We start from the raw sequence: 26,650 nt of genomic DNA, 5'->3' as shown, positions 1-26,650 counted from the left end.
AGTGTAGACAGAACTATAGACACAAGTTCAGGTCTTTTGCCATGGTTGCAAGGGCGGGGAAACAGGTCAATCGGCAACCGCTAGAATAGGTTTGCTGAATGCCGTCACCGCCGCACCGACCACGGCGGCAATTCAACTCTCCAGCGAGGCCGGCATGACCGAGAAACACGCACTATTCCCACTCAAGAGCATCCTGTTGCCCGGTTGTATAATCGACCTGCAGATATTCGAAGCACGTTATCTGGATATGCTCAGCCGCTGCTTCAAGCAGGGAGAGAGCTTTCTGATCGTTGCGCTGGAATCCGGTCCGGAAACCGGATCGGGCGGTTTGCGGTTCAATGCCCTGGGCTGCGAGGCGCACATTATCGACTGGCAGCAGCGCGATAACGGCCTGCTGGGCATCCGCGTCGAAGGCCGTCGCCGTGGTCGTATCGAGTCCGCCGATGTGGCTGAAGACGGCCTGGTCAGTGGTCAGATCAGCTGGCTGGCGGAGCACGCCGACGCGCCATTGCTCGCGGAACACGATGATCTGATGGTGCTGCATCAGGCGCTGATGCAGCACCCGCTGGCCGAAGGGCTGGGTCTGCCGGAAGTAGCGGGCAGTCAGCAACGTCTGAGTTATCAGTTGGCCTTTCTGTTGCCGTTTTCCCTGGACCAGAAAGTGGCCCTGCTGAATATCGATGATCCGCGGACACGGCTGCGCCAGGTCAACGACTGGCTAGAGATAATGCAGGCCTGAGAGTACGCCGATTGCCGAAATGAGTGGCAGCCAGAGGAGCAGGTAGCTGGCCGGTGGTGATGGACGCAGAACGGGTCCGCCGCGTTCGAGGATCCACAGAGCGAGCAGCAATCCGGTCGCTGCGAGCAGAGAGGCATTGATCAGCGACAGCAGGGTGCCATGCAGGGATACCAGGCTGATTGCGCCAAGCAGCACGCCAGCCGGAGCGACGCCCGACATGAACGCGGCGCGGGTCCAGAATGCGTGGGGCCGGTTTGTCAGCAGGGCGGTCAGGGCGACGAGCACAAGACTGAACGCCAGGACCGATGACGGTAGCGACGCATCGACCGCCAGCGCGAGCAAACCGCAGGCGGCTGTTGCCATGGCGCAGAGCGCCAGCGCTTGCCAGGACCTCGAGACCAGTAGAGACAGGGTCAGCAGGGCAAGCAGAACAACCGGAAGCGCCGGGCTGGCCAGTGGTGCCATAGCGTCAAGCGCCTGCATACCCCAGCCGGCCGATGGCAGTGCAAGCCAAAGGGCAAAGCTCTGCTGGAGGATTTCCAGCCGATCGCCGGTCAGCGCCACCGCCGCCAGTGCCAGCAGGCACAGCAGGCCGGCGACCAGGTTGCTCCAGCGTTGCTGCGCTCTGAGTATCAGCACCACCGCCAGCAGCAGACCGGCCAGCAGGCCGAGCAGCGTCAGCGCCTGCTCCCAGAAAAACTCCGGGACCGGCCATTTGATTGCACGACCTGCGACAAAACCCGGTGTCACATAAACCGGAGCCCAGGCCAGGGCGGACAACAGATTTATGGCAACAAAGCGCAGGGTGGGCATGTCCAGCATGCCTGCAACCATAGGGATAATGGGTCGGATCGGGCCGACAAAGCGGCCGATGAAGATACCGAACAGACCGTAGCGCTGGAAAAAGACCTCCGCGCGGGCGATCCACTGTGGATTGCGCCGGAACAGGCCAAGGCGTCGGATATCCTGATGAAAAAAACGTCCCAGGGCGAAGCTGAGCATGTCGCCGATCACGGCGCCGGTGAAAGCCCAGACCAGCGCGGCGCCAAACGACATGCCCCCACCTCCGGCCATTGCAGTGACCGCAAGCAGCAGTACCACTCCCGGAATCACCAGGCCGGCGATGGCCAGTGATTCCAGTAGCGCGATCAGGAATATCGCCAGCCCGAGCCACTGTTGATGGTCGCCCAGCCATGAGAGCAGGTCGCCTGTCAGCAGGTTATCCATGCTTCTTGCACCTTCACTGTTGCATAGGCCTGAGGCCCGGGGAGGTATCGGTAGAGGCGCGATCCAGTCATGTTGCAGATCATAGCAGCTCTGCCCTGTCCAGTGCCGGGACAGACAGCTATAATGCGCCCTTTAATATTGGTAATCGGTGGCAGGCATGAGCACGGAACAGGTGACAGACTACATGCAGGGGCTCGGCCTCAGGGCCCGGCAGGCGTCCCGAGTGATCGGTCGTGCCACCACGGCGGTGAAGAACCATGCGCTGCTGGCGACTGCTGATGCGATCGAGGCGGCTGAGAGCCATCTGGTGGAAGCCAACGAGTTGGATTTGCAGGCGGGCAGGGACAGCGGCCTTGACGCGGCGATGCTCGACCGGTTGGCGCTGACGCCTGCACGCATCCAGGGCATGCTCGAAGGATTGCGTCAGGTAGCCGCGCTGGATGATCCGATAGGTGCCATTCGTGACATGAAGTTTCTGCCCTCGGGCATTCAGGTAGGTCGGATGCGCGTGCCTCTGGGAGTGATCGGTATTATCTACGAATCGCGTCCGAATGTGACGGTCGAGGCGGCCAGTCTGTGCCTGAAGTCCGGTAATGCCTGCATTTTGCGCGGTGGATCCGAGTCGATTCATTCCAATCGCGCGATTGCCCGCTGCCTCGCCCAGGGCCTGGACGCAGCCGGTTTGCCTGCCGAAGTGGTGCAGGTGGTGGAAACCACCGACCGCGCCGCAGTAGGTGCGCTGATTACCATGCCCGAATTTGTCGATGTGATTGTACCGCGCGGCGGCAAGGGCCTGATCGAGCGGATCAGCCAGGATGCGCGCGTTCCGGTTATCAAGCATCTGGACGGCATCTGCCATGTCTACGTGGATGACCGCGCGGATCTGGACAAGGCCGAAGCAATCGCTCTGAACGCCAAGACGCATCGTTATGGCGTGTGCAATGCGATGGAGACACTGCTGGTCCATCAGGATGTCGCCGAGGCATTTCTGCCGCGCGTGGCGAGGCTGTATGCCGAGAAGCAGGTCGAGCTACGTGGATGCGCCGCGACCCGCGTCATAGTACCCGAGGCCTTGCCGGCCACCGAGGAGGACTGGACCACCGAGTATCTGGCGCCGATCCTGTCGGTGCGCGTAGTGGCAGACATGGACGCGGCGATCGAGCACATCAATACCTATAGCTCCCAGCATACCGACGCCATGGTGTCGGAGGACTATACTCGGGCGCGACGGTTCCTCGCGGAAGTGGATTCCAGCTCGGTAATGATCAACGCCTCCACGCGTTTTGCCGATGGCTTCGAGTACGGATTGGGCGCCGAGATCGGTATTTCCACCGACAAGATCCACGCCCGCGGTCCGGTCGGGCTGGAAGGTCTCACCAGCGAGAAATATGTGGTGTTCGGCGACGGACATATCCGTCAATGATGCGCGGATGAACCAGCGCATAGGTTTGCTTGGCGGGACCTTCGATCCTATCCACTTTGGCCATTTGCGCGGCGCTCTGGAGGCTTCGGAGTGTCTGGGTCTGGATGAGCTGCGTCTGATACCCAGTGCGCGCCCGCCACATCGTGGACAACCCTGTGCAACTGCGCAGCAACGCCTGGATATGGTGCGGCTTGCTGCCCATGCAGACACCGGCCTGCGGGTCGATGACCGCGAACTGCAGCGCGACCGCCCGTCTTATAGCGTGGAAACGCTCGAATCACTGCGCTGCGAGCTTGGCGATACTGTTACCCTGTTCATGATTCTCGGTTGGGATGCGTTCGGCGGACTGCCGGGCTGGCACCGCTGGGAAGAACTGCTTGATTTGAGCAACCTGGTTGTACTGCAGCGCCCGGATTACGATCCCGAGCTGCCCGAAGTGCTCAAGGACCTGCTGGCTGCCCGCAGCGTCAGTGATCCGGCCAGTGCCAACGCCAGCTCCGGGCAGATCATCTGCCTGTCGCAGACGCCGCTGGCGATTTCCGCGACCCATATTCGCCAACTGGTAGCGGCTGAGCGGTCGCCGCGATTCCTGTTGCCCGATGCCGTACTCGATTATATTGAAACCCATGGGCTGTACCGGCCCTGACACGAAGGATTTGAACTACCTATGCAGATCGACGAAATAGTCAAAGTGATAGAAGATGCGCTGGACGAGCTCAAGGCCAAGGATGTGGTGCGCATCGATGTCCGCGAGCTCACCAGTGTGACCGACTACATGATTATCGCCAGCGGCACGTCCAACCGACATGTCAGCGCACTCAGCGACAACGTGCTGGAGAAGGCCAAGGCGGCCGGTAGCCGCCCATTGGGCGTCGAGGGCAAGGATTCCGGTGAGTGGGTGCTGGTCGACCTCGGTGACGTTGTCGTGCATGTGATGCAGCCGGCCACCCGCCAGTTCTATGATCTGGAACGGCTCTGGCAGAGTGCTGAATCGCGTCGGGCCCAGCAACAGCAACCCTCCGAGTAAGTGCTTTGCGCATCCGCCTGATCAGTGTTGCGTCACGCATGCCGCGCTGGGTGGAGCAGGGATACCAGGAGTACGCCAAGCGCTTGCCCGCCGATCTGCCACTGGATCTGGTGGAAATTCCGTTGGCAACCCGTGGCAAGAATGCCGACATCGCCAGGTTGATGCGCCGCGAAGGTGAGCAGATGCTTGCGGCAACCCAGCCAGGAGAGCGTATCGTTACCCTTGAGGTCACCGGGCGTAGCTGGAGTACCGAGGATCTGGCCAGCCACCTCGACACGTGGCGCCTCGACGCACGCAATGTCAACCTGATGGTCGGCGGTCCCGAGGGTCTTGCTGCCGAGGTCGCGGCGCGCAGCGAGCAGCGCTGGTCTTTGTCGGCGCTGACCCTGCCGCATCCTCTGGTAAGGATACTATTGGCGGAACAGCTTTACCGTGCCTGGACAATTCTCAATCGCCACCCCTACCACAAGTGATACATGGCCAGATCGATTCATCTGAACGACCACTCCAGTGATTCCGGCGTTATCCAGAAACGGGTAATGCTTGCTTCGCTTTTCGTTGCTGCGCTGACGATGATACTGGTCGGGCGCATGTATTTTCTGCAGGTCACCCAGTACGAGCATCACTCGACCCTCTCTGAAAACAATCGGGTACATATTCAGCCGGTGCCGCCGAGCCGCGGCCGGATATATGATCGCAACGGGATAGTGCTGGCGGAAAACCGGCCCAGTTTCAGTCTCAGCATCACCCGGGAACGGGTGCCCGATCTAGAACAGACCTTCGGCCTTATCGGCTCGCTGCTGCAACTGAGCGCCGAGGACCTCGAGCGGGCCGAGCGCAAGCTGACCCAGGGGCGCCGGCCGTTCGAAGCGGTGCCGGTCATGTTCGGGCTGACCGAGGGGCAGATTGCGCAGATTGCAATCAATCAGTTCCGTCTCCCGGGCGTTGAAGTACAGACCAGTTTCGTGCGGCATTATCCTCTGGGAGAGCATTTTGCCCATGCGGTGGGCTATGTTGGCCGGATAAATGAAAAGGAAATGACCACGATTGACGAAGTGGCCTACGCCGGCACGCACTATATAGGCAAGACCGGTATCGAGCGGTTCTATGAGGACACCCTGCATGGCACCGTTGGTTACGAAGAGGTCGAGACCAATGCGCGGGGCAGGGTACTGAGGGTGCTCAAGCGCACCGATCCGCTGCCCGGCAAGGACATTACCCTGCATCTGGACAGTCGCCTGCAGGCGGTTGCCGAGAAGGCGCTGGGCAACAGGCGCGGCGCGGTTGTTGCGATCGAGCCGGAAACCGGCGGAGTGCTTGCTTTCGTCAGTCAGCCAGGTTTCGATCCCAACCTTTTTGTTACCGGTATCAGTCATGCCGAATATGGCGCGCTGCGCGACTCGCTGGATCAGCCGCTGTTCAATCGGGTGCTGCGCGGTCTTTATCCGCCGGGCTCGACGATCAAGCAGATCATCGCGCTGGCCGGGCTGGACAGTGGGGTCACCACCCGCGACAGCCGGGTCTATGACCCCGGCTTCTACCAGTTGCCCAACCACAGCCATAAATACCGCAACTGGAATCGCTCGGGTGACGGCTGGGTGTCGATGGCCTATGCCATCGCGCGCTCCAATGATACCTACTTCTACGACCTGGCGAACAAGCTGGGTATCGACCGAATGCATGAATACATGACCCGTTTCGGGCTCGGCACGCGGGTCTCGCACGACATGTTCGAGGAGTCTGCCGGATTGATGCCCTCCCGCGCCTGGAAGCGGGAAGCGCGGCGCCAGCCCTGGTATCCGGGTGAAACGCTGATTACCGGGATTGGTCAGGGCTACATGCTGACGAGTCCGCTGCAGCTTGCGCAGTCGGTTGCGTTGATGGCCAATCGAGGTGTCTGGCAGCGGCCGCGGCTGCTGATGCATGCCGAAGGTGAGCCGCCGCAGATTGACGACACTCCGGCAAATATCCAGCTGAAGAACCCCGAAGATTGGGACTTCATAATCAACGCCCTGCAGGATGTAATGCATGCGCAGCACGGTACGTCGCGCAGTGCAGCGGTGGGTGCGCCCTATCGCATGGCTGGCAAAACCGGTACAGCGCAGGTGGTAGCCATTGCTCAGGGCGAAAAATATGATTCCAAGGCTCTGCAGGAGCGACACCGCGATCACGCTTTGTTCGTCGGTTTTGCGCCCGCGGACGAGCCAAAGATTGCGGTGGCGGTGATGGTCGAAAATGGAGAATCGGGCGGCCGGGTGGCGGCACCCGTGGCGCGGGAACTGTTCGATGCCTGGCTGTTACCCGATCCCGAACCTGCCGGTTTTACCGATGAGGTAACAGAATGAAAGCCCTTTTGTCCGCAACCGCACCGGGCCGCGGTGGCTTGAGTCGCCGCGATCCCTTCTGGCAGAGAATCCATGTGGACCCCTGGTTGCTGCTGCTGATCCTGGTATTGGCCACGGTTGCCGGTTTCGTGCTGTATTCCGCTGGCAGTAAAAGCCTGGCCATTCTGTATCGCCAGGGGGCAGCCTATTGCGTGGGTATGGCAGTGATGCTGGCGATCGCCCAGTTCAAGCCACGCTTCATGCAGCGCTGGGTACCTGTAGCCTACGCAGGCTGCCTGCTGCTGCTGCTGGCAGTGCTGGTGGTAGGCACCGAGGCCAAGGGAGCCCAGCGCTGGCTGACCATTCCCGGGGTGATTCGTTTTCAGCCTTCGGAAATAATGAAGCTGATAATGCCGATGGCCGTGGCCTGGTATCTGGCGCGCCGCAGCCTGCCGCCGGGCTTCAAGTACATCTGTGGCACGATGATCATTATCCTCGTGCCCATGGTGCTGATTCTCAAGCAGCCTGACCTGGGCACCTCCCTGCTGGTTGCGCTCTCAGGTCTCTTCGTACTGCTGCTGGCCGGGCTGCGCTGGCGTTATATTCTCGGCGCTGCAGTGCTGCTGGTGCCGATAGCAATGGCGATGTGGTTCTTCGTCCTGCACGCATACCAGAAACGCAGAGTACTGACCTTTCTCAACCCGGAAAGCGATCCGCTGGGTGCGGGCTGGAATATCATTCAGTCCAAGGCAGCCATTGGTTCGGGTGGTGTGTTCGGCAAGGGCTGGCTGCAGGGCACTCAGTCGCACCTGGATTTCCTGCCGGAAGGGCATACCGATTTCATCATCGCGGTGCTGGCAGAAGAGTTCGGTATGGTCGGTGTCTGCCTGTTGTTGGTGGTCTATCTGTTGATCATCGCACGCGGCCTGTTCATTACCCTCCAGGCCCAGGATACCTTCAGTAAACTGCTCGCCGGCAGTATCACGCTTACATTCTTTATCTATGTGTTGGTCAATATCGGCATGGTCAGTGGCCTGTTGCCGGTGGTCGGGGTACCCTTGCCGCTGATCAGCTATGGCGGTACCTCGCTGGTAACGCTGTTATCCGGATTCGGCATACTCATGTCGATTCACACGCATCGAAAATGGATGATCCAGTAATGCAGGCAAGTACATTCCGTCGTCTGAGTACCTTCTTTCTGGTCCCGTTGCTGGCGTCGAGCAGCTCAGCCCTGCTTGCCGCCGATTATTCCTCCGCGCATCCGGCGGTATTGCCGTTCGTTCTGGAAATGCAGGTCGAACATGGCTTTGCTCCCGGCTACGTCAGCGGTCTGCTGGACGCTGCCGAGCGCAAGGAATCGATCATCGAGGCTATCTCGCGGCCTGCCGAGCGAGTCCGGCCCTGGCATGAGTACCGCGCGATCTTCATCACCGACAAGCGCATTGCCGAGGGCGTCGAGTTCATGCGCACCCACGCTGACGCGCTGGCGCGGGCCGAGCGAGAGTATGGGGTCGAGGCGGAGGTGATCACCGCGATCATCGGTGTCGAGACCTCCTATGGCGGCAACAAGGGTAGCCACCGGGTAATCGATGCGCTGACCACGCTGGGTTTCGATTATCCGCCGCGAGCCGAGTTTTTTCGTCGTCAACTCAAGGCCTTTCTGGTGCTGACCCGTGAGCAGCAGATGGATCCCCTCACGCTGAAGGGCTCGTATGCTGGCGCAATGGGTTATCCGCAGTTCATCCCCAGCAGTTATCAGGCCTTCGCGGTCGATTTCGACGGCGATGACAAGGTCGATATCTGGAATAACCCGGTTGACGCAATCGGTAGCGTGGCGAATTATTTCAGCGAGCATGATTGGCGACGGGGGGAAGGCGTCGCGGTGCCGGCAACGGTCAGCAGAGAGGGATTCGCCGAAGGAGTCACCCTCGGCGAGGGACTCGAAGCGCGGCGTAGCGTAGCCGAGCTGCAAAAGCTGGGCTGGCAGCCGGAGCGCAAGCTTGAGCCCGGGCTTGGAGTCATGGCCTACGAGTTCGATGCAGGCGACCACATGCAGCACTGGATCGGGCTGCATAACCTGTATGTGATTACCCGTTACAATAGGAGCGTGATGTACGCGATGGTCGTGCACCAGTTGTCCGAGCTGATCAGAGAGGCGGCGTTAGATGAATAAACCTGTTGAGCGATCTGCCCGTTATCTCACGGCGGTCTGTCTGTTCGCCCTTTTGGCGGGCTGCTCGAGCACCTCGCAGCAGCCCTCTGGTACCGGTGGCACGACGCAGAGCAGGCCGGCCGTAGATGGTGCGCCGGATTACCTGATGGACGTCTCCGGCATTCCCGATGCCGTGCCCGTGGTCCATCAGGGCGCGTTCAAGGCATCGCCTTATCGCGTGCTGGGGAAGAATTACACTCCGATGCAGGATGGGCGGCGTTATCGCGAAGAAGGTGAAGCCTCCTGGTATGGCACCAAGTTCCACGGCCAGAAAACCGCCAATGGCGAGGTCTACGATCTGTACGGCATGACGGCGGCGCACAAGACGCTGCCATTACCGACCTATGTTCAGGTGACCAATCTGGCCAATGACCGCAAGGTGATGGTGCGGGTCAATGATCGTGGACCATTCTATTCCTCGCGGATTATTGATCTGTCCTACGCGGCCGCCAAGAAACTCGGCTTTGCCGAAAAAGGCACCGCCCGGGTGCTAGTCGAGGGAATCGATCCGGTAGTCTGGCACCAGCAGAAGGATCCGGGTTATCTGGTCACCGCCCAGGCGGCAGAGCCGCAGGCTGCGCCGCAGTACGCATCGCGCTCCGGCCCTGCCGACGACGGGGTGTTCCTGCAGGTCGGCGCCTTTTCCTCGATCCAGGCAGCTGAGCAGCTGCGCGCGCAACTACAGAACCAGACCGCCAGCCCGGTGTTCCTGAGTACCACAGAAACCAATGCCCGTACCCTGCACAGGGTGCGAATCGGACCGTTGAGCTCGCAGGATCAGGCCCAGCAGTTGGCAGACCTGTTGCGACGTGCCAATCTGGGCACGCCCGCGCTGATTTCCGGCAACTGACATCCAGTCACAGATACAGCCCATTTATAGTGAGTACCATGCTTAGAAAACTCTCCCACATCCTGCTGCTTTCCGGCTCGCTGGCTCTCTCCGCTCTGGCGTTCGCCCAGGTGCCCACACCCAATGTTGCGCCCCAGGGCGCTGCGATCGTTCCCTCTGCTCCCCAACTGGCTGCCAGCAGCTACATCCTTATGGATGCGCGCAGCGGAGAGGTGCTGATAGAGCACAATGCGGACGAGGCGCTGCCCCCGGCCAGTCTGACCAAGATGATGACCAGCTATATCGCCAGCCTGGAGATCATGCGCGGCCAGATCAAGGAAGACGATCTGGTTCTGGTCAGTGAAAAGGCCTGGCGCAAAGGTGGTTCCAAGATGTTCATCGAGGTCGGCAATCAGGTGTCGGTCATCGATCTGTTACGCGGCATCATTATTCAGTCTGGTAACGATGCCAGCATTGCCATGGCCGAGCACATCGCGGGCAGCGAGGAAGCCTTTGCCGACCTGATGAACAGTCATGCCGAGCGTCTGGGCATGCATACCTCGCATTTCGAGAACGCCACCGGCTGGCCTGCCGAGGGGCATTTGTCCAGCGCCCGGGACATGGCGATCATGGCGCGGGCAATCATTCGCGACGACCCCGAACACTACAAGCTGTATGAAGAAAAGGAGTTCGTCTGGAATGGTATTCGTCAGCCCAACCGCAATCTGATGCTATGGCGTGACAGTACCGTGGACGGACTGAAGACCGGCCACACCGAGGAGGCCGGCTATTGCCTGGTCGCCTCCGCCGAGCGCGACGGCATGCGCCTGATATCGGTGGTGATGGGCACCAGCAGCGAGCAGGCGCGGGCAGCCGAGACGCAGAAGATGCTGACCTGGGGTTTCCGTTTCTTCGAAACCAAATCCTTCTATGAGCCTGGCCAGGTATTGTCCCGCGCGCGGGTCTGGGCCGGCGAGCAAAATGAAGTATCGTTGGGTCTGGCGGATGGCCTGGTGATGACCCTGCCCAAGGGCAAGGCAGAGAAGCTGGATGCCGGGATCACCATGAATTCGCCGATCAAGGCGCCAATCGCCGCCGGTGACGTGCTTGGCCAGGTCGAGGTCAAGCTGGGTGATGAAGTCCTGCATAGCGCGCCGCTGGTCGCACTGTCTGCTGTCGAGCAGGCAGGCATCTTCGGCCGCCTCTGGGATAACATCCGATTGTTCTTCTACGGGTTGTTCAACTGAGCAGGAGACAGGCATGAACGGCAAGAATCAGGAAGCACCACGCATCGATTTTCCGTGCCAGTATCCGATCAAGGTGATCGGTAATGCCGGCGAAGGCTTCGTCGCGCTGGTAACCGATATAGTCGAGCGTCATGCGCCGGGGCTGGATTCCTCGGCAATCGATATTATCGAGAGCAAGAACGGACGGTTCCTCTCTGTGCGCATGGAGATCACCGCTACCGGCCCCGACCAGCTGCAGGAGCTCAATGCCGAGCTCAAGGCCACCGGCAGAGTGCAAATGGTTCTGTGAGGTCGATACCGCTGGTACGCTGCCTGGGTTTGGTGGACTATCTGCCAACGCTCGAGGCGATGCGCACTCTGACCGCCGAGCGTGACGCGACGACGCCGGATGAGATCTGGCTGCTGGAGCACCCTCCGGTCTTTACCCAGGGCCAGGCGGGCAAACCCGAGCATGTGCTGGGCGCCGGCGAGATTCCGGTAGTGCAGGTAGAGCGGGGCGGACAGGTGACCTACCACGGCCCCGGGCAATTGGTAGCTTATTTGCTGCTGGATATTCGCCGCCTCGATCTGGGCGTGCGTGATCTGGTTACGGCGATGGAGCGCAGTCTGGTGAGCCTGCTTGCCGGCTATGGAATCGATGCCGCTCCGCGGTCTGATGCACCCGGCGTATACGTTGGCAGTGCGAAGATTGCTTCACTGGGTCTGCGTATTCGTCGTGGCTGTTCCTTCCACGGTTTGGCGTTGAATGTGGATATGGATCTGCAGCCATTCCAGCGCATCAATCCCTGTGGCTATGCCGGGCTGGCGATGACCCAGATGCGCGATCAGCTGGAAAACGCGCCATCGCTGGCAGAGGTCGGGGAGCGCCTGGAAAAGATATTGCTGCTGGAGCTGGGATATTCCCCGGACCGGTAGGAGAATCTGCTCCCGCTCAGCTGACCGAGCGGGTGGGTATCAACTGCGGCGATGGGGCTTTCCCGGGGACTGCGGCCGGTTCCGCCAGCCCGAGGTTGTTCTTCTCGAACACCCGGTCCGCCCGGTAGCTTGAACGCACCAGCGGACCGGAGGGTACTTCCATGAACCCCTTGGAAAGGCCGATTTCGCGGTAGCGGTTGAATTCGTCGGGGGTGACCCAGCGCTTCACAGTCAGGTGATTCTTGGTTGGCTGCAGGTACTGTCCGAGCGTGACGATGTCCACGCCAATCGCGCGCAGGTCATCCAGCGTCGCGAGAATTTCTTCCTCGGTCTCACCCAGCCCCAGCATCAGACTGGTTTTGGTGATGATTCCCGGCCGATGCCGCTTGGCATGTTCCAGCACCTTCAGAGTCTTGGCATAGCCGGCGCGCGGGTCTCGCACTTCCCGGGTCAGGCGCTCGACCGTCTCGACGTTCTGCGCAAACACTTCCAGCCCGGAATCAACCACCGTCTCGATGGCCAGATGCACGCCGTCGAAATCAGGCGTCAATGCTTCCACCACCACCTGTGGCGTGCGCCGCTTGATTGCGCGGACTGCCGCGGCGTAATGGCTGGCGCCCCCGTCAGGCAGGTCGTCGCGGTCCACTGAGGTCAGTACGATGTAGCGCAGCCCCATCAGTTCCACCGACTTGGCGGTATTCTCCGGCTCGTCGACGTCCAGCCAGCCGTTGGGATTGCCGGTGTCGACTGCGCAGAAGCGGCATGCCCGGGTGCATACCGAGCCCATCAGCATGATGGTCGCTGTGCCGTTGGACCAGCATTCACCCATGTTCGGACAGTGCGATTCCTGGCATACAGTACTCAGCTTGTGGGAAGCGACATTCTGCTTCACCGCTTCGAAACGCTCGCCGGTGGGAACGCGTGCACGCAGCCATTTCGGCTTGGGCTCGAACACTGAAGCCTGATCGCTTGTGGCACGGCGTTTCTGGCCGTCCTTGATGGCGGCGATACCCTGGGCGTTGCGAAACTTCTCGCCGCTACCGATGCGTGTCGAAGGTTGGTCACTCATGGAACCAGGCTGCTCCTGTATGAATTCGGGGCCGTTGCAGGCATCTACCACGGGTAGTGTCCTCCTGTCCGGCGCCGGCAGAGGATACCGGACAGTTTATCACAGGCACCGGCAATGACGCCTGCGTGTATCACCAGGACACAGGGCGGTTAGTGCCTCGCCGCTCTGGTCTGGGCATTAAAAACTGCGTAGCTTTTCCAGTAGAGGTTTGGAGGGATAGCCGTCCGCCGGAAGACCCAACGCAATCTGGAAGTTGCGCAGTGCCTGGCGGGTATTGGCACCGATAATGCCGTCAACACCGCCTGGATCGAAACCCACTGCCTTGAGCCGCTCCTGCAGCTCCAGGCGTTCGCTGCGCGCCAGTGGCTGATCATCTGTTGGCCAGCTGGCTACGACTTCACCCTTCCCCTGTATGCGCTCGGCCAGCAGACCAATGGCTAATGCATAGCTGGTCGAGTTGTTATAACGCAGAATGCTGCGGAAATTGTTCAGGACCAGGAAAGCGGGGCCTTGATAGCCTGCTGGCAGCAGCAGCGAGGCAGCTTGCCCGCCGTCGGCCAGCTGCAGCGGTCCGCCGCGGGCATTTCTGACGCCGAGGGTTGCCCATTCTGCGATAGGTTTGCGAATGGACATGTCTGCCAGCGCATAATCGAAATCGCCGGCCAGTGACACTTCGGCGCCCCAGGGCTGTTCGCTTTGCCAGTTGGACACGCGCAGGTAGTTGGCAGCGGAGGCCAGCGCGTCTGCGGATGAGTTCCAGATGTCGCGCTTGCGGTCACCATCAAAATCCACTGCATAGCTGTTGTAGGTCGTCGGGATAAACTGCGTCTGCCCCATCGCCCCGGCCCACGAGCCGAGCATGCCCTCGGGGCTGATATCGCCGCGCTGGAGAATTTCCAGTGCAGCCAGGAGCTGGGCATGGGCGAAGTCGGGTCGGCGTCCCTGATGCGCCAGGGTCGCCAGGGCGCGTATCACGTAGTTGTCGCCCATGTTGCTGCCGAAGTTGCTCTCCAGGCCCCAGATCGCCACCAGAATATGCCGGTCAACGCCGTAGCGCTGCTCGATTTCTGCCAGCGTGGCCGCATGTTCCTGCAATAGGCGCTGGGCGCGGGCAATACGCGTGCTGGACAACGCCCCATCGAGATATTCCCAGACCGGGCGGGTGAACTCGGGCTGGCTGCTATCGGCGCGCAGTATTCCGGGATTCGGCTCGACGCCGGCAAATGCCCGGTCAAACAGCGTCTGGTCGATGCCTGCTGCCAATGCTCGCTGGCGGAATTCCTGCTTCCATTGGGCGAACGTCTGATTTTCCGCGACAGGTGGCTGGACAACGGGAGTGGCCAGGGGAGGGGGAGTGGTTGGCTCCGGAGTTCTTGCCGGGCTTTCGGCATGCGCCTGCTGTATCGGTGTGTCGGCGCAGGCAGCCAACAGCAGGGCCAGTGCGGCGGTAGCCAGATGGCGACTGGGAGTGCCTGGACGGTGTGACTTGTTGGACATTGAGTGTTTCCGACGTTGCTGGATCTGCACCAACTCTACCATGGCGTATCGCTGTTCGGTGACAGCTTATGGTCGTATGTAAGCAGATGGATGCTGCGCTGGCCTGCTGCTAGTATGGCTACTCCGAGACAGCAGGGGTTCCGTGATGCCGATCCCACGGCTTGAACATCACACTATCGAAATTCGGCGCCAGCGGGTAAGCGCCAGGGGGCTGAACCAGTGGCCGCAGGAAGAGCCGGATGATGACGAGCAGATTGAGCGCTTCCGGCTATGGCTTGACGGGTTGCACGGTGAGGCCGTCCTGACGCATCCCTTCTATCCATTGATCTTGCCAGTGCAGTCCGGCTTCAGCGCACGCATGGCCTACTATTTTGCCATCGGTGACTACGAGCAGGCTGACCTGCAGCTGATCGACGAGATGCTGCTGCCAGGTGATCGGGTCATGGAGTGTGGTGCGGGAGCGGGCGTAACCGGGTCATTCGCAGCAATGCGATCCGGTCAGCCGGTCGTGGTGGTCGAGCCGAACAAGAGAATGTATCCACAGATTCGCAACAGCTTTGCGGCCAATGGCCAGCAACTGCAGCTGGTCGAGGCGGCAGTGGTGCCCGATGCGTATCACGGCGAGCAGATCGAACTGGGGATTTACGACGAGTACTGGTGGAGTAGCGCGCTGACGCCAGCCGCTGCTGATCAGCAGGCAAGCGTTCCGGCAAGAGCGCTTTCTTCCTTGCTGGCGGACTATGAGCCCAGCGTGCTAATTCTGGATATCGAGGGCGGTGAGTGTGGCCTGTTCCCGGCCCAGCTGCCCGCGGCGCTGCGCATGATCATGATCGAAATACACACCCCGGACATTGGTGAGCTGCCGACCGTGGAGCTGGTCAACCGGATCCAGGCGCAGGGGTTCAGACTTTGCCGGCTGCTGGCGCAGACATGGGTATTCCTGCGGAGCTGATCACGGCGCTAGAAGAAAACGGGCGCAGAATTGATCACATGGGATATTATGCAGGCCATGCCGAAAGTGGCTCCTGGCCGGTCTGAAACGCCGCCGAACCAGGCCCTTCCGAGTTGGTTACCTATCGAATAACAAGGATCTGTATGCTTTTCCATTCGTGGTCGCTGCGCCACCGAGTTCCCGTGCTGGTGGTTGTGGCAGTGCTTTTCGCACTGACCTGGTGGTCGAGCAGACCCTATCAGATGTCCGGTTTCGAGACGGCGACACAATGGGACGACTCCAGCGAAATCAGCGCAGAGCCAATTATGGAGCGGCGCTTCGTCTCCAGCGATCTGGATGATTTCGTGCATTCTTCATCCATCACCGCGCTGCCGGGCGGCAACCTGATCAGTGTCTGGTTTGCCGGATCGCGCGAAGGTGCGGCAGACGTGCAGATTCGCGCCGCGCGCTTCGACGCAGCGACGTCCGAGTGGGGTGATGAAGAAGTCCTGGCCACCCGGGATATGACCCGCGCCGCAGTGGGCAAGCCAATTCGCAAACTGGGCAATCCGGTCATCGCGCTGGCGCCCGATGAGCGTCTTTGGCTGTTTTTCGTTTCAGTTTCCCTCGGCGGTTGGGCCGGCAGTGCGATCAACGTGATGGTATCCGAGGACCAGGGCATTACCTGGTCGAAGCCGCGTCAGTTGATTACCTCGCCCTTCATCAACATCAGTACCCTGGTGCGCAGTGCCCCGGTGTTCCACAAGGACGGTTCCATTGGGCTGCCCGTATACCACGAGTTCCTCGGCAAGTTTCCCGAGTACCTGTATATGGACGCTGACGGCCGTGTCGTCGACAAGTTTCGTATGGCCGATGGCACTCACTCTCTGCAGCCCACAGTGGTGCCGCTCGACGAGCGCAGGGCGATAGCTCTGCTGCGCTATGCGGGTGAAGCGGAGGAGGGTCATGTGCTGGCCACCGTGACAGCTGATGCCGGTCAGACCTGGAGCGATGAGCGTCCGGTGGCGCCTTGGAACCCCAATTCATCATTGGCGGCAGTGCGTTCGCACCGCGATACCTTGCTGGTGGCGCAGAACAACCTGGCCGACGGCCGCTTTCGCCTGACGCTCGACGAAGCAAGCTTCAGCCTGAGTACCTGGTCGCTGATCAATACGCTAGACGAGTCCACCGATGCCGAGGGTGATCCCATCCCGCTGGAAACCTACGAACCCTTGATGCGCGAGAAATTTATCGAGGCCAGCGGCCCCAAGCGTCAGCTCCTGCTCGACGACTACATGCAACTGATGGAAGGCCGCGTATGCCGGCGTGGTCTGTGCAACTTTGATTACGAATACCCCTATCTGATCCGCTCGGATGACGGTCGTTTCCACATGGTGTATTCGTGGAACAATAGCTTCATCAAGCATGTCACCTTCAATCGGGCCTGGCTGGAGGCGCAAAAATGATTATTGCCAGTTGGCAGGCGGTGCTCACCTTTGCCCTCGTACTGTTTCTTCTGTTGCCGGTCGGCCGACTTTCCGGCGGCTACCGCCTGGCGGCCTTGCTGGGGCTGTTTCTGGTCGCGCTGATCCCGCTGTCCACCGGGCTTACCCTGGCGGGCTTGCTGCGCGGGCTGACCGATGACCTGGCGATAACCACTGTTGTCTGGCTGTTGGCCGCGGCGCTGATCAGGCTGGGCTATCTCCCGCCGATGCCGGTCAGTGCGAAATGGCCGCTGTGGTTATGCTTCGCCGTACTCGGGCTGGTGCTCTATCCGGCGGCGCTGGGCCTGGGCATGCTAGACAGCTACCGCTGGGGCTACAATCCCCGGCTATTGATACTTGTGGTAGCAGTGCTGGCGGTAGTTTTATGCCTGCTGCGTAACACGCTTGGCGTGGCGATGCTGGCTCTGGCTACCCTGGCTTTCATGTTCGATCTGAAGCCATCGGACAATTACTGGGACTATCTGCTGGATCCGTTCATCGTGATTTACAGTTTGGCGGCGCCGGTTATCGTGCTGTTGCCCGGTAGAAGAGGTGCAGGGGCAAAGCAACGGAAGCACTAGCTTTCCGGTGCCGCTGCTCTGAAAGTGCTGCGGTCAGCCGGTGCTGCGGTCAGCCAGTGTTTCGCTGATGGCCTGGAGCTATCCCCTGTGGTAGAGTACGCCCCGACTTAACGGACCCTTACCGGATAAACCGATGAACAGTTTTCCCGGCGCCACGCCACCATAGGTTCTATCTTCCCCTGATGACTCCTTGTCATCTGCAGGCGCTGCGGTTGCTTGCATGCTTTTGTCCTGCGTCGCATCGCTGAGCCCCGCGCCCGCCTGCTCCGTCCGGACAGCGCTGATCCGGCCAGGTTGTATCTGGTCACTGTTTTTTCCCAACTTGCCCGGCACGACACCTGATGCATTTGCGGCCTATCGCTGCGTTCGACTGCCTGTTCAGTCGATTTGGTGCGCACTGCGTGATGCATGGGACCGGGTTCTCATTTTTTAGAAGTGGACGGACTGTATGACCCTGATGCAATCAGTAAGACAAGAGTGGTTCTCCAACATCCGCGGCGATATTCTCGCGGGCGTTGTAGTGGCCCTGGCATTGATTCCCGAGGCGATCGCGTTTTCGATCATTGCCGGCGTGGACCCCAAGGTCGGCTTGTACGCTTCGTTCTGTATTGCCGTGGTAATCGCCTTTACCGGCGGGCGGCCGGGCATGATTTCGGCGGCCACCGGTGCCATGGCGCTGTTGATGGTGACCCTGGTGCGTGAGCACGGCCTCGAATATCTGCTGGCGGCCACCATCCTCTGCGGTCTGTTGCAGATAGGTGCCGGCTACCTGAAGCTGGGGTCGCTGATGCGTTTCGTCTCGCGCTCGGTGGTGACCGGCTTCGTCAACGCGCTGGCGATTCTGATCTTCATGGCGCAGTTGCCGGAGCTGACCAACGTGACCTGGCACGTCTATGCGATGACCGCGGGCGGTCTGGCGATCATATATCTGTTCCCCTATCTGCCCAAGGTCGGCAAGCTGATCCCCTCACCGCTGGTATGCATTCTGGTACTGACCGCGCTGGCGGTATACCTGGGCATGGATATTCGCACCGTGGGTGATATGGGCGAATTGCCGGATACGCTGCCGATATTCCTCTGGCCCCAGGTGCCGCTGAATCTCGAAACCCTGATGATCATCTTTCCCTATTCAGCGGCGCTCGCCGTGGTGGGTCTGTTGGAGTCGATGATGACCGCCACCATCGTTGACGATCTGACCGACACCCCGAGCGACAAGAACCGCGAGTGTAAGGGCCAGGGTATTGCCAACATCGGCTCCGGCCTGCTTGGCGGCATGGCCGGTTGCGCAATGATTGGCCAGTCGATCATTAATATCAAATCGGGTGGCCGCACTCGCCTATCCTGTTTCACTGCAGGCGCCTTGTTGCTGTTCATGGTCGTGTTTCTGGGCGACTACCTTTCGCTGATCCCGATGGCTGCGCTCGTTGCCGTGATGATCATGGTATCTATCGGCACCTTTAGCTGGGACTCGATCCGCAATCTGAAGAAGCATCCGCTATCGACCAACATTGTCATGGTCTCTACCGTCGCAGTGGTAGTGGCAACGCACAATCTAGCTTATGGCGTATTCGTCGGTGTTTTGCTGGCGGCGATGTTTTTTGCCAACAAGATGGGCCACTATCTGCACATCGGTAGTGAGGCGGTTATCGATGGGGTCGAGCGACGTTACAGCGTGGTCGGACAGGTGTTCTTCAGCTCCAGCGACAAGTTCATTGGCGCCTTTGACTTCAAGGAAGCGCTTGATAGGGTGGTGATCGATCTGTCCCGCGCGCATTTCTGGGACATTACTGCCGTCGCTGCACTGGACAAGGTGGTCATCAAGTTTCGCCGCGAGGGCACCGAGGTCGAGATTCTCGGCCTTAATGAAGCCAGCGCCACCATCGTCGATCGCTTCGGGGTGCATGACAAGCCCGATGGCGTCGACCAGTTGATGGGTCATTAAATGAACAAGGAGAATCAATCGATGACCAGGAATTCCGTTCTCGCCTGTATAGATGGCTCGCTGTCCTCCACTGGTGTATGTGATTACGCCGCCTGGGCCAGTCTGTGCCTGGACGCTCCGCTGGTGTTCATTCACGTGCTGGACCAGCAACATGCCCAGCCGCGTGGCGACCTGTCCGGCAACATCGGACTCGGCAGCCGCGAGCATCTGCTCGATGAGCTGGCCGAGCTGGATGAGAAACGCGGCAAGCTGATGCGTGAGCAGGGCCGGCTGATGCTGGAAGCGGCAATCGAACGTGCCCGGGCCGACGGCGTCAGTGAACCGCTGAGCCGCCAACGCAACGGCGATCTGGTGGAAACGCTGAATGAGCTCGAGCCGGAAATCCGCCTGCTGGTAATAGGTCGCCAGGGCGAGGTGGGCGACTCGGTAGGCCAGCACGTAGGCAGCCATCTGGAAAGCGTGATCCGCACCCTGCACCGGCCGATTCTGGTCACCGCAGGGGAATTCCGCAAGCCGGCCAGCGTCATGCTTGCATTCGACAATAGCGCCACAACGCGCAAGGGTGTCGAGATGCTGGCTGACAGTCCGCTGTTCGTCGGACTGCCAATCCATCTGGTGATGGTCGGGGCTGAGACCAACGACGCCTGGGAGGCGATCAACGCCGCCAAGCTGCGGTTGGAAAAGGCCGGCTTCCAGGTACAGGCTAGTATCAAGGCCGGAGAAGTCGAGACTGTATTGATGGACTATGAGCAGGCGCATGATATTGACCTGTTGGTGATGGGTGCCTATGGACACTCGCGCATCCGCCAGTTTTTTGTCGGCAGCACCACCACCAATATCCTGCAGAAAACCTCCCGCCCCGTGTTGTTGCTGCGCTGAGCGGCTCGCACATGGAGTCCGATTACCTTGGCTACTGCGAAGCATGTGATGACCTGATAGCGGCAGGACGGCTGCGGATTGATTCGGCGGCCTGATACTGAGTGGAGTGTGCCGGTAAATACTGAACTTTCGACCCGTGCCCGGGATGCGTAACAAGCCCTAGGGCCAGCCAGTGAGACGAAAGGAGAAAACGTGAATTTGAAGCGATTTGCCCGCCCGGTTGGCCTGGCAGTGCCATTTCTTGCGGCAGTTGCATTGGCAGTCTGGATTTTCGACCCGCCGGAACTGCCTGATTTGTCTCTTGAAGAGGATATTGACCGGCACAAGGTGCTAAACAGCTGGCAGCTCGGTGATATGGTCGTGCTGGTTCGCCATCTGGAGCGTTGTGACCGTTCCGAGTCGCCCTGCCTTGACGGCCGTGACGGCATTACCGCTCGCTCGGTAGATGTCGGGGTGGAGCTTTCCGAAGAGTTTTACCAGTTGGGAGTAGACCGTGCAGCGGTATACAACAGCCCCATGACGCGCACCGATCAGACCGCAGATATTCTCTTCGGCGGCTACAGCAGTGACCGTGACTGGCTGAATAAATGTCGCAAGAGCGATTCCCTGCTCAAGGACGTGATGCATTTCAAGCAGCCTGGAAAGAATCTGGTATTGATCACCCACAGCACCTGCATTGCCCGTTTCGAGGAAGCGCTGGGTTTTTCCAGTGACACACCCGATTATGGTACCTCGATTTTTCTGACCACTGAGCCCGGAGTGAAACATCCGCGGATACTCGGCTTCCTTGATGTTGGAGACTGGGACCGCGTCTTCGGCGTTCCGGATACGCTCTTGCTGCCTGGGCTGGACCTGCCCGCAGTCGGTGTGTTGCCCTGACTAGCGCGCCGCGCCGGCCAGCAACGCCGAAGCCACCGTGTAACCGCCAAGTAACAATACCAACCACGTGATACCGACACCTGCGTCCAGTAGCAGGCCGAGGGCTACCGGCGCCATCGCGGTCGATAGCACCATGATTGCCTGCATCACTGAGCGGATCGCGCCGATATGCCGCACGCCATAGCGTTCCGGCCACAGGGCGCCCAGTGTTGCGTTCATTGCGCCCTGGCTAAGGCCGAGCAGGCCGAGGAAGGCCCAGGGTGTCCAGTCAACCTCGCCCACGCCGAGAACCACCAGGCCGGCCAGAAGCGGCATCAGCGCGGCAGGCAGCAATCTCTGCGCGCCCATTCGGTCAATCAGGATGCCCGCCAGCAGCAGGCTCAGCAGGTGTCCGGCACCGTAACTGATAAAGGCCCGGGCAAACTCTTCAAGGCTCCAGCCCTTCAGTGTGGCGATCGCCCCTTGGTGAAAGAACAGCGCGGTGACGATAAAGGGCACTGCCAGCGAGGCAGGTAGCAGCAGATAAAAGCCGCGGTCGCGCAAAACCTGCGCGCGGGTCCAGCCAGGGATGGTCTGCTGGTCCGCAGCGCCTGCTGCGAGGGGGTGAGCGGCCTTGCGGCTCAGCCAGAGCATCAGCGGCAGGAGCACAAGAAGGAGTATGGCTGCTGAGGCGATCCAACTGCCACGCCAGCCGACACTGACCACCAGTGCTGATACGAGCAGCGGCAGCAATGCTTCTGAAAGCGGGAAGCCGCTGGCGCTGAAAGCCACCACCTTGCCCCGGTGTAACTGGAAATAGCGCCCGGCAGTCGTCATGCCGATATGCGACAGCATGGCCTGGCCGCCGAAACGCACCAGCAGGAAGCCCAGCGCCAGCATCCAGACATAGTTGGCCAGTCCCAGCACCATGCACCCGATGCTAAGTACCCCAATCGCCAGCAGCGTGACCCGGCGCAGTGACCAATGGTCCAGCAATGAGCCGAACCTGAGCAGAAGCGCAGCCGAGCAGAGGGTTGCCAGGCTATAGGTCAGGCCATAGGCGGAATGTGACAGGCTGAATGCGTTACGCAACTGATCGCCGAACAGCCCGAGCAGAAATGTTTGACCAAAACCCGATCCTGCCGTCGCCAGCAGCGCGAAGAGCGCCAGGGACGGGTTTTCCTGCAGAAAGGGTAGAAGACGCCTGGACAGCATAGGGTTTGCCCCGGCTCGTCAGTGTGTCGGGCCGGCGCCGAGCGGCAGCCGCACACCGGCCACAGCCAGAACCATTGCGCTGAGGCCATCCCAGGACGATCCGGGCCGCTGCCCCTTGATCTGCTCGTCAATCTGTTGCGCGGCCTGCAGCCACTGGTCCCACGCGGCGGCGGAATGCCGTTGCAGTGCCTGGCCCAGAACCGGTTTGCGTTTGTCCCACACGGGCGGGCGTTGGCTGGCAAACACCCGGTCCAGCGGGATCTGCCGATTCAGATCATGGGCCATGCTGGCCAGATTGCGAACCTCCCGTGCCAGCGCCCAGAGCACCACCGGCGCTTCGACTCCCTCACCGCGCAATCCCAGGAGGATTCTCAGTGCGTGCTCGGGCTGGCCCTGCAGCATCGCATCAACCAATGAGAACACGTCGAAGCGGGCACTGTCGGCGACCACGCGCTGGACTGTCTCCAGGTCCAGATGACCGGCGTCGCAGTAGAGTTTGAGTTTCTGGATTTCCTGCTCGGCCGCCAGCAGGTTGCCTTCTACCCGGGTACTCAGCAGATCGAGTGCCTCGGCACTGGGCGTGATGCCCTCGGCAGCAAGACGTTCACGCATCCAACCGGGCAATTGCTGGGCGTCGACTGGCCATATCTGGATGAAACGGCTATGGCTATGGTCGATCAGCGCTTTGGCCCACTTGGTGCGTTGAGCGCTGCCGTCAAGCTTGGGCAGGCTGACCAGCAGTGTGGTGTCCGGCGGCGGGCTGTCGAGCCAGGCCAGGATTGCCCTGGCTCCTTCGTCACCGGGTTTGCCGCCGGGTATGCGCAGCTCGACCAGCCGTTTCTGGGCGAACAGTGAGAGGCTGTGGCTGGTGTCGTGCAGCTGACCCCAGTCGAAACCTCGGTCCACGTGGAAGACCAGCCGCTCCTCACTGCCATCGCGTCGGCAGGCCGCGCGGATCTGGTCGGCGGCTTCGCCGACCAGCAGGGCCTCGTCACCGCTGATCACGTAGACCGGAGCCAGGCTATCCGTGAGCTGGCGGGCCAGCTGGGCAGCATTGAGTTTCATTCGGCCTCAGGGCGTTTGCCGGTCCAGCGCCTGTTCGCGGGCGGACAGTTCGCTCTCGCTGAGGCTGGACAGGCGAAATAGCAGTTGTCGGGTGAGATCGTCGCGCATCTCGCGGCGCAGCAGCTCTTCCTCCTCGCTGGTGCCGGTAAGATTGTCGGTATCGTTGACGAAGAGACGCTCGGCCTTCAGCGTTGCCGGTCCTACCAGCGCACGACCGCTGTCATCACTGATCTGGAAGGTCAGGCTGGTCTCCAGTTCGAACTCGGCCGGAGTCGCGCGGCTGGTGTAGGTCACTGCAGTCTTGTCCTGTCGCTCTTCCAGCAGCTGGAGGCGATAAGGCGCGGTCTCGTTGATCTCTACGCCGTCAATTCGTAATGCCTGACGGATATTGCGGTACAACTCGCCATAGCTGTTGCTTGCGCTGAGCTGTAGCTCATCGAGCTGGACATTGTCCACGCCCGTGCCGCGCAAGTGGAAACCGCAGCCGCTGAGCGCCAGGCTGAGACCGATCAGGATGCAGCCGATCAACCGGCGGGGATGGTTCAGAAACATGTTGGCTCTCCATTGCATGTCAGTTGGCGACAATATTGACCAGCTTGCCGGGCACCACGATCACCTTGCGGATGGTCAGGCCCTCGGTAAAGCGTATTACGTTCTCATTGGCACGGGCCATTGCTTCCACCTCTTCGCGAGTTGCTCCGGCGGCAATCTCGATATGCCCGCGTAGCTTGCCATTGACCTGAATGACCAGCTGCAGGGTGTCCTGCACCAGAGCCAAGTCATCCACAGCCGGCCAGCGCGCGTCCACCGCCAGATCATCGTGCCCCAATGCCTGCCAAAGACCATGACTTATATGCGGCGTAATAGGTGCGAGTAGCAGAACGACCGCTTCAAGTCCTTCCTGCAGCAATGCGCGGTCCTGTTTACTGGCTTGCGACGCCTTTTCCAGCACGTTCATCAACGTCATGATTGCGGCAATGGCGGTATTGAACTTGTGATTCTGACCAATATCCTGGCTCGCCTGACGGATGGCCAGGTGGATCGCGCGGCGCATGGCTTTCTGCTCATCGTCCAGACGGCTCTTGTCCAGCGTGGTCGCTGGACCGGCCGCGACATGCTGGTGAGACAGGCGCCATACCCGGCGCAGGAAACGGTGCGCGCCCTCGACCCCGGTATCCGACCATTCCAGACTCATGTCCGGTGGCGAGGCAAACATCATGAACAGTCGGCAGGTATCGGCACCGTACTGGTCGATCATCGACTGCGGGTCGACGCCATTGTTCTTTGACTTGGACATCTTCTCGACGCCGCCGATCTCGACCGGCTGACCGTCGCTGGCCAGACGCGCGGCAACGATCTTGCCCTTGGCGTCGCGCTCGACCTGAACGTCGGCGGGGTTGAACCAGATCTTTGAGCCATTCTCGGCCAGGCGATAATAGGTTTCCGCTATCACCATGCCCTGGGTCAGCAGATTCCTGAACGGCTCATCGGAATCGAGCAGGCCTTCGTCACGCATCAACTTGTGGAAGAAGCGGGCGTAGAGCAGGTGCAGGATCGCGTGCTCAATGCCGCCGATATACTGATCGACCGGCAGCCAGTAGTTTGCCGCGGCGGGATCGACCATGCCCTGCTCGAAGTGCGGTGACGCATAGCGGGCGAAATACCAGGAGCTTTCAACGAAGGTGTCCATGGTATCGGTTTCGCGCTTGGCGGCTGCACCGCAACGGGGGCAGGAACACTCGTAGAATTCAGGCATACGCGCCAGCGGGCTGCCATTGCCATCCGGCACGACATCCTCGGGTAGCACCACCGGCAACTGGTCTTCCGGGACAGGTACGTCGCCGCACTTGCCGCAGTGGATGATCGGAATCGGGCAGCCCCAGTAGCGCTGGCGACTTATACCCCAGTCGCGCAAGCGATACTGGGTGCGCGGTGCACCGAGATCATTCTGGGACAGCACATCGCCGATGGCGACCAGGGCGCTGGCATAGTCGAGGCCGTCGAACTCCTCGGAGTTGATCAGTACGCCTTTCTCGCCATAAGCATCCTGCCAGGGAGCGGGCGTCTCGTCGCCAGCACTGGTGCGCACCACCGGCTTGATTGGCAGCCCGTACTGTGTGGCAAAATGAAAATCGCGCTCGTCGTGTGCCGGCACGGCCATGACCGCGCCCTCGCCATAGGTCATCAGTACGTAGTTGGCGACCCACACCGGCAATTTTTCGCCGGTCAGCGGGTGCTCGACGAACAGGCCGGTAGGCATGCCCTTCTTTTCCTGGGTGGCGATATCAGCCTCGGCTACGCCGCCGCGCTTGCATTCGTCGATGAAGCTCTGCAACTGCGGATTGCCTTTGGCCGCAATGGTGGCCAGCGGATGTTCGGCAGCGACCGCCATGTAGGTGACACCCATCAGGGTGTCGGGCCGGGTAGTGAACACCTTGAGTTTGCCGGTTTCGCCAATGCTTGAGCGGTCGTAGGGGAAGTGAACTTCCATGCCCACGGACTTGCCGATCCAGTTGCGCTGCATGGTCTTGACCTGTTCCGGCCACCCGGTCAGGTCGTCCAGGGACGTTAGCAGCTCTTCGGCGTAATCGGTGATGCGGAAATAGTACATGGGGATCTCGCGCTTCTCGATCAGCGCACCGCTGCGCCAGCCACGACCGTCAATCACCTGCTCGTTGGCCAGCACGGTCTGGTCAACTGGGTCCCAGTTGACGGTGCCGTTCTTGCGGTAGATCACGCCCTTCTCGAACAGCCGGGTGAACAGCCACTGTTCCCAGCGGTAGTACTGCGGCGTGCAGGTGGCGAACTCTCGCGACCAGTCCATCGCCAGCCCCAGGCTCTTGAGCTGGGTACGCATGTAGTCGATGTTGTCGTAGGTCCACTTGGCCGGGGCCACGTTGTTGTTCATCGCGGCATTTTCAGCCGGCATGCCGAACGCATCCCAGCCCATCGGTTGCAACACGTTGCGACCCTGCATCCGCTGATAGCGGCTGATCACGTCACCAATGGTGTAGTTGCGCACGTGCCCCATATGCAGCTTGCCGCTCGGGTAGGGGAACATCGACAGGCAGTAGAAGGTGTCCTGGTCGGGCGTCTCGGAGACCTTGAAGACCTCGTTGCGGTCCCATTCGGCCTGGGCGGTGCTTTCTGTGTCGCGGGGAGAATACTGTTCTTGCATGTGAACTG

The 26,650-nt window shown here is 60.6% G+C and carries 25 protein-coding genes; 18 read left to right on the top strand and 7 right to left on the bottom strand.

Annotated features, from left to right (window positions below):
• Positions 1 to 154 precede the first annotated feature (154 nt).
• Positions 155 to 739 (top strand): LON peptidase substrate-binding domain-containing protein, encoded by a 585-nt coding sequence (locus tag ABYA88_RS02240; protein WP_373185096.1) that lies wholly within the window; start codon positions 155 to 157, stop codon positions 737 to 739.
• Here the strand turns inward: ABYA88_RS02240 and ABYA88_RS02235 are convergent.
• On the bottom strand, positions 719 to 1,966 hold the full coding sequence (locus ABYA88_RS02235) for a DedA family protein (RefSeq protein ID WP_373185094.1): 1,248 nt from the start codon (positions 1,964 to 1,966) through the stop codon (positions 719 to 721). The genes ABYA88_RS02240 and ABYA88_RS02235 overlap by 21 nt on opposite strands.
• Before the next feature lie 157 nt (positions 1,967 to 2,123).
• Here ABYA88_RS02235 and ABYA88_RS02230 point away from each other — a divergent pair, with 157 nt between their 5' ends.
• From ABYA88_RS02230 to lipB, 11 genes are read left to right on the top strand one after another with little or no spacing between them, the layout of a single operon-like run.
• Positions 2,124 to 3,389: a glutamate-5-semialdehyde dehydrogenase gene (locus tag ABYA88_RS02230; protein ID WP_373185092.1), complete on the top strand. Its 1,266-nt coding sequence runs from the start codon at positions 2,124 to 2,126 to the stop codon at positions 3,387 to 3,389.
• A gap of 7 nt (positions 3,390 to 3,396) precedes the next feature.
• A complete protein-coding gene (gene nadD / locus ABYA88_RS02225) occupies positions 3,397 to 4,035 on the top strand; it encodes a nicotinate-nucleotide adenylyltransferase (protein ID WP_373185090.1) in 639 nt (212 codons plus the stop codon).
• A 21-nt stretch (positions 4,036 to 4,056) separates the two neighbouring features.
• Entirely contained in the window at positions 4,057 to 4,416 is a 360-nt protein-coding gene (rsfS, locus tag ABYA88_RS02220) for a ribosome silencing factor (protein WP_373185088.1), read from the top strand.
• Between the two features lie 5 nt (positions 4,417 to 4,421).
• Entirely contained in the window at positions 4,422 to 4,889 is a 468-nt protein-coding gene (gene rlmH, locus ABYA88_RS02215) for a 23S rRNA (pseudouridine(1915)-N(3))-methyltransferase RlmH (protein ID WP_373185086.1), read from the top strand.
• A gap of 3 nt (positions 4,890 to 4,892) precedes the next feature.
• Positions 4,893 to 6,761, top strand: a complete 1,869-nt coding sequence (mrdA, locus tag ABYA88_RS02210; RefSeq protein WP_373185084.1) for a penicillin-binding protein 2 — start codon at positions 4,893 to 4,895, stop codon at positions 6,759 to 6,761.
• Positions 6,758 to 7,900 (top strand): rod shape-determining protein RodA, encoded by a 1,143-nt coding sequence (gene rodA, locus ABYA88_RS02205; protein ID WP_373185082.1) that lies wholly within the window; start codon positions 6,758 to 6,760, stop codon positions 7,898 to 7,900. The genes mrdA and rodA overlap by 4 nt, the downstream gene beginning before the upstream one ends.
• Positions 7,900 to 8,913 (top strand): lytic murein transglycosylase B, encoded by a 1,014-nt coding sequence (gene mltB, locus ABYA88_RS02200; protein ID WP_373185080.1) that lies wholly within the window; start codon positions 7,900 to 7,902, stop codon positions 8,911 to 8,913. The genes rodA and mltB overlap by 1 nt, the downstream gene beginning before the upstream one ends.
• A complete protein-coding gene (locus ABYA88_RS02195) occupies positions 8,906 to 9,802 on the top strand; it encodes a septal ring lytic transglycosylase RlpA family protein (RefSeq protein ID WP_373185078.1) in 897 nt (298 codons plus the stop codon). The genes mltB and ABYA88_RS02195 overlap by 8 nt, the downstream gene beginning before the upstream one ends.
• 38 nt (positions 9,803 to 9,840) lie before the next feature.
• Positions 9,841 to 11,028 (top strand): D-alanyl-D-alanine carboxypeptidase family protein, encoded by a 1,188-nt coding sequence (locus ABYA88_RS02190; RefSeq protein ID WP_373185076.1) that lies wholly within the window; start codon positions 9,841 to 9,843, stop codon positions 11,026 to 11,028.
• 13 nt (positions 11,029 to 11,041) lie between these two features.
• Positions 11,042 to 11,317, top strand: coding sequence for a YbeD family protein (locus ABYA88_RS02185; protein WP_373185074.1), 276 nt, complete (start codon positions 11,042 to 11,044; stop codon positions 11,315 to 11,317).
• Positions 11,314 to 11,943, top strand: coding sequence for a lipoyl(octanoyl) transferase LipB (gene lipB / locus ABYA88_RS02180; protein ID WP_373185072.1), 630 nt, complete (start codon positions 11,314 to 11,316; stop codon positions 11,941 to 11,943). Before ABYA88_RS02185 ends, lipB begins: the two co-directional genes overlap by 4 nt.
• A gap of 16 nt (positions 11,944 to 11,959) precedes the next feature.
• On the opposite strand, the gene lipA is transcribed toward lipB, so the two are convergent.
• Positions 11,960 to 13,012 carry a lipoyl synthase gene (gene lipA / locus ABYA88_RS02175; RefSeq protein WP_373185070.1) on the bottom strand — a complete coding sequence of 351 codons (1,053 nt, stop codon included), beginning with the start codon at positions 13,010 to 13,012 and terminating at the stop codon, positions 11,960 to 11,962.
• A 177-nt stretch (positions 13,013 to 13,189) separates the two neighbouring features.
• Positions 13,190 to 14,509 carry a lytic murein transglycosylase gene (locus ABYA88_RS02170; protein WP_373185068.1) on the bottom strand — a complete coding sequence of 440 codons (1,320 nt, stop codon included), beginning with the start codon at positions 14,507 to 14,509 and terminating at the stop codon, positions 13,190 to 13,192.
• 145 nt (positions 14,510 to 14,654) lie between these two features.
• On the opposite strand from ABYA88_RS02170, the gene ABYA88_RS02165 reads away from it, so the two are divergent.
• From ABYA88_RS02165 to ABYA88_RS02140, 6 genes are all read left to right on the top strand, one after another.
• Positions 14,655 to 15,461, top strand: a complete 807-nt coding sequence (locus ABYA88_RS02165) for an FkbM family methyltransferase (RefSeq protein ID WP_373185066.1) — start codon at positions 14,655 to 14,657, stop codon at positions 15,459 to 15,461.
• Positions 15,462 to 15,604: 143 nt separating this feature from the next.
• Entirely contained in the window at positions 15,605 to 16,906 is a 1,302-nt protein-coding gene (locus ABYA88_RS02160) for an exo-alpha-sialidase (protein ID WP_373185064.1), read from the top strand.
• The gene (locus ABYA88_RS02155) at positions 16,903 to 17,505 is read left to right on the top strand and encodes a hypothetical protein (protein WP_373185062.1); all 603 of its coding nucleotides are present in this window, start codon (positions 16,903 to 16,905) and stop codon (positions 17,503 to 17,505) included. Before ABYA88_RS02160 ends, ABYA88_RS02155 begins: the two co-directional genes overlap by 4 nt.
• 448 nt (positions 17,506 to 17,953) lie before the next feature.
• On the top strand, positions 17,954 to 19,447 hold the full coding sequence (locus ABYA88_RS02150) for a SulP family inorganic anion transporter (protein ID WP_373185060.1): 1,494 nt from the start codon (positions 17,954 to 17,956) through the stop codon (positions 19,445 to 19,447).
• Positions 19,448 to 19,468: 21 nt separating this feature from the next.
• The gene (locus tag ABYA88_RS02145) at positions 19,469 to 20,326 is read left to right on the top strand and encodes a universal stress protein (RefSeq protein WP_373185058.1); all 858 of its coding nucleotides are present in this window, start codon (positions 19,469 to 19,471) and stop codon (positions 20,324 to 20,326) included.
• Positions 20,327 to 20,518: 192 nt separating this feature from the next.
• Positions 20,519 to 21,205: a histidine phosphatase family protein gene (locus ABYA88_RS02140; protein ID WP_373185056.1), complete on the top strand. Its 687-nt coding sequence runs from the start codon at positions 20,519 to 20,521 to the stop codon at positions 21,203 to 21,205.
• Here ABYA88_RS02140 and ABYA88_RS02135 read toward each other — a convergent pair whose 3' ends face one another.
• From ABYA88_RS02135 to leuS, 4 genes are read right to left on the bottom strand one after another with little or no spacing between them, the layout of a single operon-like run.
• Positions 21,206 to 22,399 (bottom strand): MFS transporter, encoded by a 1,194-nt coding sequence (locus tag ABYA88_RS02135; protein ID WP_373185054.1) that lies wholly within the window; start codon positions 22,397 to 22,399, stop codon positions 21,206 to 21,208.
• Between the two features lie 18 nt (positions 22,400 to 22,417).
• Complete coding sequence (gene holA / locus ABYA88_RS02130; protein WP_373185052.1) at positions 22,418 to 23,464, bottom strand: DNA polymerase III subunit delta; 1,047 nt, start codon at positions 23,462 to 23,464, stop codon at positions 22,418 to 22,420.
• Positions 23,465 to 23,470: 6 nt separating this feature from the next.
• Positions 23,471 to 24,016: an LPS assembly lipoprotein LptE gene (gene lptE / locus ABYA88_RS02125; RefSeq protein ID WP_373185050.1), complete on the bottom strand. Its 546-nt coding sequence runs from the start codon at positions 24,014 to 24,016 to the stop codon at positions 23,471 to 23,473.
• A 19-nt stretch (positions 24,017 to 24,035) separates the two neighbouring features.
• The gene (gene leuS, locus ABYA88_RS02120) at positions 24,036 to 26,642 is read right to left on the bottom strand and encodes a leucine--tRNA ligase (RefSeq protein ID WP_373185048.1); all 2,607 of its coding nucleotides are present in this window, start codon (positions 26,640 to 26,642) and stop codon (positions 24,036 to 24,038) included.
• Positions 26,643 to 26,650 lie beyond the last annotated feature (8 nt).

Origin of the sequence: Halopseudomonas sp. (genome assembly GCF_041579695.1) — a bacterium.
Taxonomy (GTDB): Bacteria; Pseudomonadota; Gammaproteobacteria; order Pseudomonadales; family Pseudomonadaceae; genus Halopseudomonas.
The sequence above is the reverse complement of the archived record's forward strand: the minus strand, read 5'-3'. Positions and strand labels throughout refer to the sequence as shown.